The organism is Acinetobacter sp. 1125_18A (assembly GCF_052824985.1).
The window spans coordinates 116895-131721 of sequence record NZ_VTDG01000005.1; the positions used below are offsets into that span (position 1 = coordinate 116895).

14 protein-coding genes are annotated in these 14827 nt (G+C 37.3%); 3 read left to right on the forward strand and 11 right to left on the reverse strand.

From position 1 onward, the window contains the following. Positions 1-5 precede the first annotated feature (5 nt). The 3 genes from FY049_RS10900 to FY049_RS10910 form a co-directional block, all read right to left on the reverse strand. On the reverse strand, positions 6-1022 hold the full coding sequence (locus tag FY049_RS10900; RefSeq protein WP_004725578.1) for a DUF4062 domain-containing protein: 1017 nt from the start codon (positions 1020-1022) through the stop codon (positions 6-8). Between the two features lie 107 nt (positions 1023-1129). Continuing rightward, positions 1130-2008 (reverse strand): glutamate racemase, encoded by an 879-nt coding sequence (gene murI, locus FY049_RS10905; protein WP_446083711.1) that lies wholly within the window; start codon positions 2006-2008, stop codon positions 1130-1132. Positions 2009-2055: 47 nt separating this feature from the next. After that, entirely contained in the window at positions 2056-2667 is a 612-nt protein-coding gene (locus FY049_RS10910; protein ID WP_004816777.1) for a DUF1285 domain-containing protein, read from the reverse strand. Between the two features lie 203 nt (positions 2668-2870). Here FY049_RS10910 and FY049_RS10915 point away from each other — a divergent pair, with 203 nt between their 5' ends. Then, positions 2871-4583 (forward strand): 4Fe-4S dicluster domain-containing protein, encoded by a 1713-nt coding sequence (locus FY049_RS10915; protein WP_446083712.1) that lies wholly within the window; start codon positions 2871-2873, stop codon positions 4581-4583. 126 nt (positions 4584-4709) lie between these two features. Here the strand turns inward: FY049_RS10915 and FY049_RS10920 are convergent, their stop codons facing one another. The 8 genes from FY049_RS10920 to tusA form a co-directional block, all read right to left on the reverse strand. Then, positions 4710-5108 carry a hypothetical protein gene (locus FY049_RS10920; protein ID WP_262781787.1) on the reverse strand — a complete coding sequence of 133 codons (399 nt, stop codon included), beginning with the start codon at positions 5106-5108 and terminating at the stop codon, positions 4710-4712. A gap of 157 nt (positions 5109-5265) precedes the next feature. After that, positions 5266-5604 carry a hypothetical protein gene (locus tag FY049_RS10925; RefSeq protein WP_446083713.1) on the reverse strand — a complete coding sequence of 113 codons (339 nt, stop codon included), beginning with the start codon at positions 5602-5604 and terminating at the stop codon, positions 5266-5268. 297 nt (positions 5605-5901) lie between these two features. Continuing rightward, positions 5902-6264, reverse strand: a complete 363-nt coding sequence (locus FY049_RS10930; RefSeq protein WP_224964347.1) for a hypothetical protein — start codon at positions 6262-6264, stop codon at positions 5902-5904. A 7-nt stretch (positions 6265-6271) separates the two neighbouring features. Continuing rightward, entirely contained in the window at positions 6272-7570 is a 1299-nt protein-coding gene (locus tag FY049_RS10935; RefSeq protein ID WP_056512134.1) for a hypothetical protein, read from the reverse strand. Continuing rightward, positions 7563-10376 carry a type VI secretion system Vgr family protein gene (locus tag FY049_RS10940; protein ID WP_446083714.1) on the reverse strand — a complete coding sequence of 938 codons (2814 nt, stop codon included), beginning with the start codon at positions 10374-10376 and terminating at the stop codon, positions 7563-7565. Before FY049_RS10940 ends, FY049_RS10935 begins: the two co-directional genes overlap by 8 nt. A gap of 89 nt (positions 10377-10465) precedes the next feature. Next, complete coding sequence (locus FY049_RS10945) at positions 10466-11302, reverse strand: nucleotidyl transferase AbiEii/AbiGii toxin family protein (protein ID WP_004816769.1); 837 nt, start codon at positions 11300-11302, stop codon at positions 10466-10468. A 26-nt stretch (positions 11303-11328) separates the two neighbouring features. Beyond that, positions 11329-11907 (reverse strand): hypothetical protein, encoded by a 579-nt coding sequence (locus tag FY049_RS10950; RefSeq protein ID WP_446083715.1) that lies wholly within the window; start codon positions 11905-11907, stop codon positions 11329-11331. A gap of 24 nt (positions 11908-11931) precedes the next feature. Next, positions 11932-12189 carry a sulfurtransferase TusA gene (gene tusA, locus FY049_RS10955; RefSeq protein ID WP_004725563.1) on the reverse strand — a complete coding sequence of 86 codons (258 nt, stop codon included), beginning with the start codon at positions 12187-12189 and terminating at the stop codon, positions 11932-11934. A 193-nt stretch (positions 12190-12382) separates the two neighbouring features. Between tusA and FY049_RS10960 the strand changes: the two genes are divergently transcribed. Together FY049_RS10960 and lnt are read left to right on the forward strand one after the other, a co-directional pair. Beyond that, entirely contained in the window at positions 12383-13222 is an 840-nt protein-coding gene (locus FY049_RS10960; RefSeq protein WP_004816763.1) for an HlyC/CorC family transporter, read from the forward strand. Continuing rightward, positions 13219-14778, forward strand: coding sequence for an apolipoprotein N-acyltransferase (lnt, locus tag FY049_RS10965; protein WP_224964350.1), 1560 nt, complete (start codon positions 13219-13221; stop codon positions 14776-14778). Before FY049_RS10960 ends, lnt begins: the two co-directional genes overlap by 4 nt. Positions 14779-14827 lie beyond the last annotated feature (49 nt).

Consider the following 14827-nt stretch of genomic DNA (forward strand, 5'->3'; position numbering starts at 1 on the left):
TTAACTTAAAAAATTGAAGAGCGACTGCTAATACGTTGTGAACTTTCAAGTAGTTTCACGCATTTATCCGTCATCTGCCATAGCATACGCTGACGATCATCACGCCCCACAGGGATGATCCATTCATTTTGACGGACTTGCTGCTTAATCGTATGCAAGGAACGCACATTAATCTGCGCTCTAGACACAGCATGGGCACGTGGCATCACCACTTGTGCGTCGGTTAAACCCGTATTATTCAAATATTCGTTTAAGACTTTAGAGAAAAAATCCTCAGACGTCGGTTGTCTAAATTCAACCGATAAAATTTTTAACAGCTCTGCCCAAGTCATCTCACGCACTGGCGATAATTCTTTAAAATTACCATCTTGATAGGCATGCATTCGATAATCAAAATTAAACACTTCATGCAATGAAACTTTGGGTAAAGTTAAAAATGGATCTGCTTCTTTTTTCCCTTGCTCTACGGAAACATGCGCCAACTTTGCTTTTAAACGATCAATCTCATCTTGTAAGACTTGAATATTTTGAGGTCTTACCCATCCTACAACAGGATAGCGCTCTAGCATTTGTGGCATATATGAACGTACTGCAAGTTCTAAATCGCGTAGAGTTCGATAAGTAACGACTTGCTCAACTTCTTTTTGTAGTTGATGTCTAAATTCATTAAACTTTTCTTTTAGCAGCGTACTTTCTTCTTTTAAATGCGGTTCGCGAAATTCAGGACTCTCATGCATAAATACAATAATTGGTTTCTGTTTGGTCACCGCATAAATATATTCAAGATGTAGATAACTCACCCCTGAAACAGATTGCTCACCATATTGACTCCCCAACAACAATAAAACGTAATCACAGTCATCTATCTGACGACGTGCAAATGCGGTACTTAATGGTGTCCGTTGTTCTAATCCCCAAGAAAAAAACCCCATCCCTATAAGGGTTTGTGACACGACCATCCGTTCTGGCTGCATTTCTTTGCCAGATGTTGTAATAAAAACTTGATACCGTTTATCGAGCATAGGTTAACCCATTCTTGTCACACCCTACTTAAATCCATCCATGAGCTTTAAGTTTGATATGCCCTACACTTATGAAAATATATTAAATCTGTTCAATATTGAAAGAATTAGCCGAGTTTTTCAACAATATTTTCTACAGACCATGTAATTTTTGGTTGTATTAGATGTTTGATGACATTTTCTAATTCTTTTGCATTTCCCCCACTCACAAAACATTGTAAACGCACCCCTTTTTCTTGCAAGCTGCTTGATATTAACTCATTTTTTAACAATATACGCGCCGTTTGTCGTGCAACGGCCAATCCAGAATCAATTAAGTTAAGCTGAGGGCCGTATAATTCGTGAATACTCTGTTTTAAATAAGGGTAATGGGTACAGCCCAATACCAAATAATCTGAACCTTTTGCAATAACTGGATCTAAAACCTTTTGCAGGCTGTGTTTACATTCCAAACTGTTATAACGTCCAGATTCAATCAAGGGAACCAGTTCAAGATTGGTAATCGTCAGTACTTCAACATTGGCAGGTTCTGCAAAACGCTGCATCACATCTTTGATCAATTTTCCACGAAAAGTGGCAGGTGTAGCCAAAACTGAAACCACTTTAGACTGGGTTTGTAGCACTGCTGGTTTTAAAGCAGGCACCAGTCCAACAATAGGAAAGTTTTCACTATAATGATCACGTAAATAATCCAGACTAAATGCTGAAGCGGTATTACATGCTACAACTGCGATTTTACAACCTTGACGATATAACCATTCAATTGCTTGTGCAGTTAATTCACGAATATTTTGATCCGTACGGGGGCCATAAGGGACATGTGCAGTATCGGCATAATAAACAATACGTTCATTTGGCAAATAATTGGCAATTTCCTGTGCAATAGAAAGCCCACCGATACCTGAATCAAAAATACCAATCGGGGCATCTGCCAAGGCTTTTGGCATTGGATTTTCTAGAGGAGAGAGAGGAAGAATCGCGCTCATTTGATCCACTATTGGCATACGATAAAAATAATTAACAAGATTAAACCTCAAGTCCCTAATTGCAAGTGAAAATCACCACTTTCTAAAGATAAAATGGTATCTCCTTGTTCATTTTCAAGCAATTTCCCATATTCAATCAGATGGAAAAAAGCAGAACGTTGAATTAAGGCATTTATCCCAAAACGAATATGTACATAAGGTCTTAACTCACCTTGATATTCACGCATAAAAATAGGGTGTTCTGGATCAATCAGTGTAATGTCTTGATTGGTGGTGGTAACTTGTAGATAGACCTGCCCATCGAGATTCACCTGATCAACTTGATTAACCAATAAAGGTTCATCCTCAACTTGAATTTCAATCTGTTCAACTGGGGTTTTTAAATAGAACTTTCCGTCTTCTTTCCAAAGTACTTTTGTAAACAAGTCTAAAAGCGCTTGGCGTTTGATCAATTGACCTTCGTGCCACCATTCTCCATTGGCTTTTACCGTCAAATCCATTTTGCCACAATGCTTTGGCTGCCACTGCTCTAAAGGGGGTATTGACCTTTTGTGACCCGCCTGTACATCTTTTAAGTATTGTGCAATGCTCATTAAGTTTTTATTATCAGAATCTGGCTGATTTTGAGCCGCTGATGTTGAATTATTTTGATTTACCATGGTTTATGCCTTGCTGACTTAAAAATAATACGACTCAGCCAATTGGCTAGATTAGGGTTTCTAACTATACTAGCGCAAAATATATTATTGGTACGAGCGTTAATTCGTATCACGGAATTTTTAGAACACTCATGGCAGCACCGATTTATTAATTCCCAATAAATGCTCACGGTTGCCACCCTTAGAAATATGAGGAGTCCTACATGGAACACATCGAACGCGAATCGATGGAGTTTGACGTAGTGATCGTAGGCGCAGGCCCTGCGGGTCTTTCTGCTGCGATTAAAATTCGTCAATTAGCTCTTGAAAACAATCTTCCAGACCTTTCCGTCTGTGTGGTTGAAAAAGGCTCTGAAGTTGGTGCGCATATCCTTTCTGGTGCTGTACTTGAACCTCGTGCAATCAATGAACTTTTCCCTGACTGGAAAGAACAAGGTGCACCTTTAAATGTACCTGTGACAGAGGATAAAACTTATTTCCTCATGTCTGCTGAAAAGTCACAAGAAGCACCGCATTGGATGGTTCCTAAAACCATGCACAATGATGGTAACTATGTTATTTCATTGGGTAATGTAGTGCGTTGGTTAGGTCAAAAAGCGGAAGAGTTAGAAGTTTCTATCTTCCCTGGCTTTGCTGCCTCAGAAATCCTTTATCGTGAAGATGGTTCTGTAAAAGGTATCCAAACTGGTGATATGGGTATTGGTAAAGATGGTGAGCCAACGCATAACTTTACTCCTGGCTATGAACTTCATGCAAAATACACAATTTTTGCAGAAGGTTGCCGTGGACATCTCGGTAAACGTCTGATTGCAAAATACAACTTAGACCAAGATGCTGATCCGCAACATTACGGTATCGGAATCAAAGAACTTTGGGAAATCGACCCTGCAAAACATAAACCAGGTTTAGTGATGCATGGTTCAGGCTGGCCTTTGGCAGAAACAGGTTCTTCAGGCGGCTGGTGGTTATATCACGCTGAAAACAACCAAGTGACCTTGGGTATGATTGTCGATTTATCTTATGAAAATCCACACATGTATCCTTTTGCTGAAATGCAACGTTGGAAAACGCATCCACTGATCAAGCAATATCTTGAAGGCGGTAAGCGTATTTCTTATGGCGCACGTGCAGTTGTTAAAGGCGGTCTAAACTCTCTACCTAAACTGACCTTCCCTGGCGGTTGCTTAATTGGTGATGATGCTGGTTTCTTAAACTTTGCTAAAATCAAAGGCTCTCATACTGCGATGAAATCAGGTATGTTGTGCGGTGAAGCTGTATTTGAAGCAATCCAAGCCGGTCATGAGAAAGGTGGCGATTTAGCAGTGGCGCGTGTCGCTGAAGGCGAAGATTTCTTTGCTAAAGAATTGACTGCATATACGGACAAATTCAACAACAGCTGGTTAAAAGAAGAGTTACATCGTTCGCGTAACTTTGGTCCAGCGATGCATAAATTCGGTTTATGGATGGGTGGTGCATTTAACTTTATCGATCAAAATATCATTAAAGTACCATTTACTCTACATGACCTTGCGCCTGACTTTAGTGCATTAAAAACTGTAGATACTGCGACATTTAAACCTACCTATCCAAAGCCAGACGGTAAATTAACCTTTGACCGTTTATCTTCTGTATTTGTATCCAATACTGTACATGAAGAAAATCAGCCAGCTCACTTAAAGCTGACCGATGCTTCGATTCCAGTCAATGTCAACTTACCAAAATGGGATGAGCCTGCTCAACGCTACTGCCCTGCTGGTGTTTACGAGATTATGGAAAATGATGATGGTTCTAAGCGCTTCCAGATTAATGCTGCAAACTGTGTTCACTGTAAGACTTGTGACATCAAAGATCCATCTCAGAACATCACTTGGGTAACTCCTGAGGGTGGCGGTGGTCCAAACTACCCGAATATGTAAATCAATAAACCCGCTTCGGCGGGTTTATTGATTTAATCTCGTTAGAGCGATGTCAAAACTAATAGTTTTTTAAGTTTGCTTACATAGATGTAGATTATTAAAACGATGATTTATATCTATGTCTTTCTATTTTAAAAAATCCCAAACATTTGGGTTGTGATATTCTTTTTTAATATCATAACCTAGTTTTTCCATTTTAACTTCTGTCCTTTGTCTCTCACTTTCCCACTTATTTAAATCTTTACTCAATAACACTTTCCAATCTTTATCTCTAATTTTCACATCATATTGATAAAAATAGTGAGAAAAAAAAGTAATAAAATCCAAGTGAATTTTTACTTCATCAATAGATTCGCGAAAATTTATCGTTAATATGACATTATTTTTATAAAATCTAAGAGGCTGGCGTTTTAACGCACTCGAATATTTCTCCCATTTTTCCTCACTATCCAAATAAAACCCATCCAAACTCCCCTGATAGTTAGGTATTTTATTATTGGCTTCAAATGATTGTTTTCCAAACACTCTCGGTTCAGACTCGAAGTAAAAGACTTTCCAACCATTTTTATTTAATTGCTTTACAATTCCCTCATAAGCAAGATAGTTATTTTTTTCATTAAGTTTTTTAGATTTTATATTACTAATATCAAAACCTATATCTGTAACGCCTTGTTTTAGATAGTTAGCATCTGAGACAAAAAACCAAATTTTCTAAATTATTAAAAACTAAAACTGTGTGATCATATCTATCTTTTAAATTTAATCTCAGTTTACTTTCTTCATTTACATTTAAGTTTGGTCGTATAAATCCAACACTTGCACCTGAACTATATTGTGAAAAAAACTTAGCATTACTATTAATTAAATTTTCACTAGGGTCGCCAGCCACAACACTAATAATATAATCAGATTCATTCATTTCTTGTTCATGCTTACTCGTCATCTCAGATGACGAATTACAAGCGGCTAAACTCGATAACAATGTGATTACCAAAACTCGAATAATTTTCTTTAAAATCATCCTGTATCTCGACTTTAATTATTAGATTTTCAGTTATTTCAACCTTACTAATACAACTAAATTATTTTCAATACAACCATAGAATTTTCATATAGCATACTAAAAAATATTAATGAATACACATGACGGCTTTATCTTCACCAATTGAATAACTCGGCTTTAGAAAAACCATATAAACCAATCACATACTTAAACATGTTTCCCTTTATCCAATAATTGATAGTGACTTGATTTAAACAACCATATTAAGATTATTTAAACAAAAATACATTACTTAAAAAACCCACTTAATTTTATTTACTGCAAAACAATCAAAGCATATTTTTTTCTAAAATTAATATTACCACCATATGCATTTCTAGTCTGCCCCTCTAATATAATTTCATATTTTCCATTTTTAATGGGGGTCCCTTTAACTTCAATTGTATTATCACTATAAGGAGGCTCTCCAACACCAGTATTTAAAACCAAACCAGAATCATTAGTGATATTGCTATCAACAAATAAGTCATCAACCAATATAACTTTCTCAATTTCAATTTTAACGTTATAAGGTTTTCCTACTGAAGCTTTTGGCAAATTATCAGGTGTTATAGTCGGAGTATTACTACAGCCTAATATAAAAAAAGCTGACAATAAAAGTAAATATATATTTTTCATAAATTCCCTAATTCAATGTCTTTTCAACAACAATAAACCAATATAAATTACTAGAAAAAAAACTCAGTTCTTGATCTTTAATTTTTTGATTACTTCCCCAAGTTGCACAATAAGCTGATACTATTTCACTATGTTGAGTTGAGGAAGTAATCAATTGTCCTTTTTTTGTTTTAATATTATCTGTAAATACAATCCAATGTGAAGGACCTCTAACTTTAAGTTTGCTAAATCGAGGAATTTCTGGCTGCCCTTCTACAATAGCACCCATTGTTAATGCTATCAAATAATGATTTTGCATCGAAAATGCATTTGCTTTTATTAAGCTATCAACACGGCTACTGTAATTTCTTTCAGTATATACTATTTTATAACCAATATTCTTTAACCAACGCTCCATATCTGACGGTAGAGTAAATGCCGTAAAACCATTAAAACTATCACCTACAATATTCTGACTTTCTGCTGTATTATAATCAAAAACTGAATTCTCTGAATCTCTTAAACTCCCCATTGTTATCCAATCTACTGGTGAAATTCTTGGATTTAATGTTATTTTATTATTAACACCTTTATTCTCCTTATAGAAACCATTCACTTTTCTAGCACCATCTAAAGAAGGTTTTATATTAAGATTATTAACCTTTACCTCTCCCTTCTCCCATAACTCTTTTACTATTTTAGCATATATTTTCTTATTGCTATTTAAAACGCAATAAAAGAACGCAGCTGGCCCGCACAAATATGTACTACGTTGATTTGGGTATGGATCTTTAATTCTACTATATAAACTAGTCTCAACACGTTCTTTAGTAAAAGGATCATTTGAATTACCGGGAGGGTATTTTTCTTCAATAAAAACCCTATTCGATGGTAGATTCACTTCCACAATATTTGGATTATTAGGTTGTGTCTGTTTCGTAACATTGTTTGTTTCTTTATATTTAACAATATCTAATTTAACATTATATCTATTTTGAGAACTAAACTCTTCAATTCTGTTTGCACTCAAATATCTTTTAATAACATGAACTTCAGCACCACTCTTAGACATTCTAAATAAATCAAAAATTAAAATACATTCTTTTAGTTTAGCAGGATCATTGACAACTATTTTTAAAATGTGAGTTCTAAAATTCTTAGTTGACTTAATCAATAAATTTTTTGAATATGGTGATATTTTATTATTACTCTGGTCTAAATAATTAATATTTTTAACAGGATCATAAACTCGCAATGAATATCTCAAATCATTAATATCAACATTAGATTCCAAAGAAACATATGGATAAAAATCGTAATTAGCCATTATCTATCTCATCAATATTTATAAGCTCATCATTTATTAAATGTAAATCCACTTTTTCAGGTTGAATTGTTGTTATTGTTTTAGTATAGCCATTATCATCTGTTATACCTTCTACCTTACTTCCATTCGCTAAGAAAAAGTAATACTTCATATTTGTCTTAATATTTCCATCATTATCTTTCACCAGCATTTTCAAATCATATGCATTTTTTTCACCTATTTTAGGTAAGCTGATGCTAGAACTAATAACTTTCCCACCACCCAAAAACTTATGCTGCCCCGCCTTACTCTCAAACTTACCCGCAGTGGTCGGTAAAACACCTGCACTACTAATTTCAACTTGCGAACCATCTGCAATCAAAATAATTTTCTTATCCGCTTTAATCTCAATCTTATCTTCAGTTGAAATAATCTGAATACCTTTACGTGCAATCAAATCCGCACCATCGCCTTGTGCTTGGATCTCAACTTTACCTTTTCCAGCAAATAATCTTGCCCCTTCTTGTGCCGCAAAAAGACTGATCTTTGATTGTGCATGTGCAACTAAATTCTTTTGCGTACTCAATTGAATACTATCGCCCGCAGTTTCATAGATTTGTCGATCAGCAGAAAGATGTAGGTCTTCATTAGTAGCAAGCGCAACCGAATTGGGTGAAGCCAATAACATGAGGGCTTGCTTAAAGGTATCTGCTTGATTTTTTGCTTCACTGGATTCATCTTTTTCCAAAAATGAAATAAACGATTTCAAATGATCTAAATTTTCTAAAGGATCCGTTTGCTGATTCTTAGCAACTTCACTTAAGGCTTTGGAATTATTTAGGCTGCTTTCTAACTGACTTTTGGCGGCGGTTGCATCGAGATGGTTACCTGAAGCTGAATCTTGAGCATAGGTACTCAGCAATAGGCCTTGCCCAGCTCGTAACGCTCCCCATTGGTCTGTTCTTAATTCAAAGCCTTGGCCTCGTCCTTCACTGGTCTCGGTTTCTTTAGGATGACTCAGATTACCTAGGTTAAGTTGACTCGCGCCGTGACTACTTTGTAGCTGGCTGCTGATTTGGTCTGTGGTATCGTCAAATCTCAGTTGGCCATAGCCACTGCCTTTAACTTCTCGACTTTTGATCCCTGCCAGTTTTTTAGTATCAGGCAATTGGCCTTTGTCATCAAATTTAGTTGGACTCCGTTGCGCTTCATGGATACGCCCCACCACAAATGGTCGGTCAATATTACCATCAAAGAAATCTATCACCACAATCTCACCAATCCTCGGTAAGAACCGCGCACCATAGCCTTCACCTGCCCACGGGGTCAGTACATCCACCCAAGCGGAATCAGTGTCGTTGTCATTGCTCCCTGCACCACCATCATGACTATGATCTTCATTGCGGGTAAATAGGAAACGAACTTTAATACGTCCCCATTCATCGACATGGATTTCTTCTCCACTTGGCCCAACCACTTTGGCACGTTGTGGATGGGTACTCGGGCGGTGTTGTAGTGGGTGGTATTCAGGAACAGTGGTGATATTACGGCGTTGTAGCACCAATTGATTGGCTTGGCGCTCTGGGTTGTTTGAGTCTACATTTGAATTGACCCAATTGCTCTGTTGGAGCAAGCGATTGATTTGTTCGCTCAGGTCTTTGGGTAAGTTGTTCTGGTTATAGAATGTCTTTGACGTGATCAGAAATTCTTTGTCTGAGCCACTGTGTTGGTCTATTTCTGGGTGTTCGTTTAGCTCAAACCAATACCCCACTTGAGCATCGCGTACAGTGGAATTGGCTATAAATTGTTTGGATTGAGCATCGTAATAATGGCTGAGGTTTTGGTTGATCTTTTCAATCTGATTGTTATTTGACGCGGTTGCTTGATCTTCACCATTTAGGTCTTGAATCCATGCTGGGCTAATATGCCAAGCTTGTTCTAAACCGAGACTGGCATTGTTCTGATTTTGACTGTGTTGGTGTTTGCTTTGAACACTGCCTGCACCCTCTTCTTGCTCTAACGCATCTGCTTGCCAGCGTTGTACATGGACAGCGGTGGGTTGTAAGCTACGTTGTCCGATAAAGCTGGTGATGCTGTCTTGTTGTTCTGTGGCACTGCTACGATGGAAGCGGATCTTTCTTCGTTCTAGCGCTTTGTATTCGCTATTGTCATCCACCAAGCGCAGTTTTTGTGGCTGAATTTGAGTCGCAGAACTAGGCACAATCAATTGTGCTTCATCAATCAACCAGTTGATCCCTTCACTGCGCATCAAGCGGGTTAAAAATGCATAGTCACTTTCGTTGCTCTGCATGATAAATGGTCGGATATCGTAGTCTTTTTTCAGTCCACTTTTATCGAGGCTTAGACTGGAGGCAAACAGTGGGCTTTTGTCTTGCCATTCTTTAAAGAGGGTTTCTATGACTTGCACAACCGACTTATTCATAAACACTCGGCTGTTACGGCGTTTATGCCACAATGAAGTGGCATCTTCGAGTTTGAGTTTATATAACGTTAGTGCGCCATCACTCTGCCCTTGTGCGGCCTCAGTAATCACCCCTGTGCTACGAAACAGTTGTCCATGATCTGTGACTTGATCAATGGCCACTTGGCTACCGATAAATTGTTTAAGTGGAATCACAGCCGAAGTGGCAAGGCAAATCAGTTCAACAGACACACCTTGGTTTAAACCATGTTGTCCATCGATACGTTGTAAGAAGACTTGGTTGTTTAAGTCTGTATTGCTAAATTGGATATGCAAGGCTCGTTTTTGTGCGTTTAGTCCAAGCTGATCCAATATTTTATAAATGCTATTTACTAAGCTGTTCATTTGAATGAGTTAATTATTATTAAAAAATATGTTTAGATTATAATCATAAGTCAAAATTCTGTCATTTTTAATTTTGTAAAACTCTTTGATTAGGGTGTTGAATCAATTAACTCTAATAACTCCGCATCAAGCAATGACTGAGTAAAAATATTCCAAAAATCTTCAAATTTCTCGGGAATATCATCTAAATTTGCAAACTGAATCTCAGATCGTTCATTCTGCCAATTTTGTGCCAGCTTCATACAAGCATCAGCCAAAATAGGTTGATTCAAATACAAAAACTTAGTCAAAACCAAACCATCTCTTTGACATTCACTTTTCAATATTTCTATGGCATAAAGTTTTGCAAAAATATCCGAAAATGATGGATGCTTGAGTAAATAGGTCAAATCAAATATATCTTTATAGCGCGGGTTCACAATACATTGGTGTAACTTCCATGCAATTTGCGTAGCTAAAGATGGGGTTTGTGCCAATCGGAAGTCCTTACCAACAAAAGGATGATAAATAAGTCTGTTGTGAATATCTTGAATTTCAAGATTAAATGAAACATCAATATCTATTTCAGTTTTTTGCCCATTCACCCATGCGATAATATTTGTACTGACTGTTGGAAAGTCTTCTGCCATTACATACTCCAACTCCCACCAATAATTATCTTTCGAAAATGGTTCATAACGAATACCATCATTAAAATCTACAGTTGTTAAGTAGCACATCCATTCATTCAAATGATCCTGAACAAAATGTCGATCGATTAATGGTTTTAAACAAACCCAATCTAAATCTTGTGGTTTACGTTCAATATGCGCAGGAAAATATTGCCGAGTTAAGAAACTTCCTTTTAGCATAAAAGGAAAGTACTGGTGGCTTTCTGCAAAACGTCGAATCAGGCCCTCACAAGCCTTTTGCTTTATTTCATTCATTTACATTCTTCTTTATCTATGTCTATTTAAGATAACCATCCATGATCTAACATGATATTGGTATCATAAATACAAATCTCAAATCTTTCTTTAGCAATCACTCTATGTTGGTTTAATAATGCTATGCGCAACAACTCTAAGCGTTTCAAGAAAAAATCTGCTGTTCCTGTTTCGCGTAATGTTAAAAATCGAAAGTTCTCACGGCGTTTTAAAGCATTTTGAGACAAGTGTGCTTGATGATGCTCACATAGTTGTTTAAGTTCTAAAGCATCTCTACATTCAATCAAAGCATGCCATTCATAATAATAAATAGACTGTTGATCTATTTGAGAATCTTGAAATGGAAGTTCAATTTTGGTTCGAATAATTTGAATATTTTGTTGTTCAAACGCCTTGATCCAAGGCACAATATCCTCAAGGACAGTACTTAAATCCGCTGAGTAAACACATTTAGAGAGCATAATCTGTTTAGAATTCATACCACGGGCAAGTATAATTTCAAGAGACTTAGCATCTAACTGTTTACACATCGTTTTAAACTGATGATACATCACTGGACTTTTAATATCCGCTGTCAGATGCACTTCAAATTCTTGTTTTTGCATCTATAATTACTTACCCGTTTTCTTTTAACCTTTCTTCACTAAATAATGAAATTCCTTATTTCCAGCATCATCTAGTACTTCTTCTTGTAAAATCAACTCATGACCGAGATGCATACAAAATTTAGGAATGTCCCAAGAGGTTGAATTATCAGTTGCAAATACTTCAACGACATCACCTGATTTAGATTTACGAATTGCTTGATGCAACATCATTACAGGCTCAGGACAACGTAGTCCACGCGTGTTTAATTGAATGCTTGCTGTAGGCATCGGTTCAGACATTATCTATTCTCAAAAAGAAGCGAAATCAATCAATAATTTTAACACAAACTCAAATAATGAATAAGGCTTGCAATATATCTATAATATGACACATACATTCATCTATTTACCTTATTTAATAGATAGACATCTGTGTTTTCTTCGGTATGATAAAAAAACATTTACTAGATATTAAGCGTCTTTAGGAAAGATCATGCACGAGGAATCAGGCCCATCGTGGGGAATGCGTGGCTTACGCAAATGGTTAGGAACAGCGCCAGAAACCCGGGATGAACTGCTAAAATTAGTACAAGATTCACGTCGTTTTTTAGAACCCGATACTGTTGCAATGTTAGAAGGCGTATTAGACCTTCCTGCAACAAAAATCCGTGAAGTCATGACTCCGCGCACAGCGATGGTCAGTTTGCAAGAAGATGATCAACTTCTTGATATTTTAGATATTCTTATTGAATCCGCACATTCACGTTTCCCTGTTTTCTCTTCTGATCAGCCTGAAAACGTGGTGGGTATTTTACTTGCTAAAGATCTTTTACCCTTTTTAACTGATCGCTCATCTGTTGTCGATGTGCATGCATTAATGCGTCAGCCATTATTTGTCCCAGAAAGTGCACGATCCGACCAAGTTTTGAGGATGCTAAAAAACACTCAAACCCATATTGCTATTGTGATTGATGAATATGGTTCAACAGCAGGTCTGGTCACTTTAGAAGATATTCTAGAAGAGATTGTCGGCGAAATTGAAGATGAGCATGATAACGTTGACGAAGAAGCGCAATTTATCATTCCAGATACAACCCATACCACAGCCAATACATGGATTGTGCAAGCACTTACACCAATCGAACATTTTAACAATGTTTTAGATGCTGAATTTCCTGACGATGAAGTAGAGACTATGGGCGGATTACTGCTTCAAGAAATTGGTCTAGTGAGTGATCTTCAAGGCCAAGTGGTTGAGCTTGAGGATTGGGAATTTACAATTATTGAAGCAGATGCACGCACTATTCATCTGATTCGAGCTGTACATAAATGAGAGCATACTTTGACAAGCTGTTCAATTCATCACAACAACAAAAACAGCTGCCCTTCATTTTTCCATTATTGATTTCGTTAATGTCAGGCGCAGTGTTCAGTTTAGCACTGGCGCCTTATTATTGGTGGTGGTTGGCAATTTTATCGCCTGCCTTGCTATATGCTTGCTTAAAAGGCCGTACACCACGCCAAGCATTTGCGATTGGCTTAAGCTATGGCTTTGGCCTATGGTTTGTTGGCGCATTCTGGCTCTATACATCGATTCATGTGTATGGAGATACCAATGCTGTATTAAGTGTCTTGATGATCGCCATCATGGCCATTGTCATGGGGCTTTTTACCGCGATTCAGACTTGGGTATATCGTAGATTCTTTCCTGAAACGCCATTAACTTTCGCTCCTTTGTGGGTTATTTTTGAATGGTCGAAGACTTGGGTCTTTACTGGTTTTCCATGGTTATTTGCAGGTTACGCATTCACTGAACGACTCTTAGATGGCTATGCTCCACTCTTTGGTGTGTTTGCAGTATCTTTTGTTGTGATTATCCTTGCTTGTGCATTGGTTGAAATTTTAAATAGAAAAGTCTTTTGGATCTTTCCTGCAATCATTTTAATCCTTGGTGCATGGGGCGCATCGTTTATCACTTTCGTACAACCGAAAGCAGAAAAGCCGCTCTCCGTTTCTTTGATTCAAGGCAATATTCCGCAAGATTTAAAATGGTTAACTGAATATCAGGTTAAAACCTTAGAAATTTACGTCAATTTAAGCCGTACTGAATGGGGGCGTGATCTGATTGTTTGGCCAGAATCCTCGATTCCATTGTTCCAAACAGATATTCAACAATTCTTGGATATGATGGATCAACAAGCCAAAAGTTCAGGCACAGCATGGGTAACGGGTATTCCTTATTGGGACTTAAAAGAATCGCAGAAAAATGGCTATCCAATGTACTACAACAGTATGATGGCTTCTGGCGCGGATTCTTCAGGCTTATATAAAAAACAACGTCTGGTGCCTTTTGGTGAATATATTCCACTTTCAGGATTATTGGCTTGGGTGTTACCTGCGCTACAAAATGATCCATCCATGAGTGGATTTTCCCAAGGTGCATCCAATCAGAAACCTTTTAATATTAAAGGACATGATTTAGCTGCAGCCATTTGTTATGAAGTGGCCTATCCGAATCTCACTCGACGAAATGCGATTAATAGTGACTTTTTAGTGACTGTTTCTAATGATGCTTGGTTCACCGGTACAGCAGGCCCATTACAACATCTTCAAATGGTGCAAATGCGTGCCAAGGAAAATGGACGTTGGTTTATTCGTGCAACCAATACAGGCGTAACAGCATTTATTGACCACAATGGGCATATTGTAAAACAAGCCCCTGTAGATCAAAAAGCTGTGCTTCGTGGTGATTTACCAGCCATGCAAGGTGAAACTTGGTACACCCGCTTTAGCGATTACCCTATTTTATTGCTATCCCTCTTATTATTAATTTTAGGCTGGATCTATCGACCTAAAGCAGTCGATATTAGCTTTAAATCTAGACGTTAATGCTTGAATCCCTCATCTCTGGTTTAAGGAGATGAGGTTAGCTTCAACA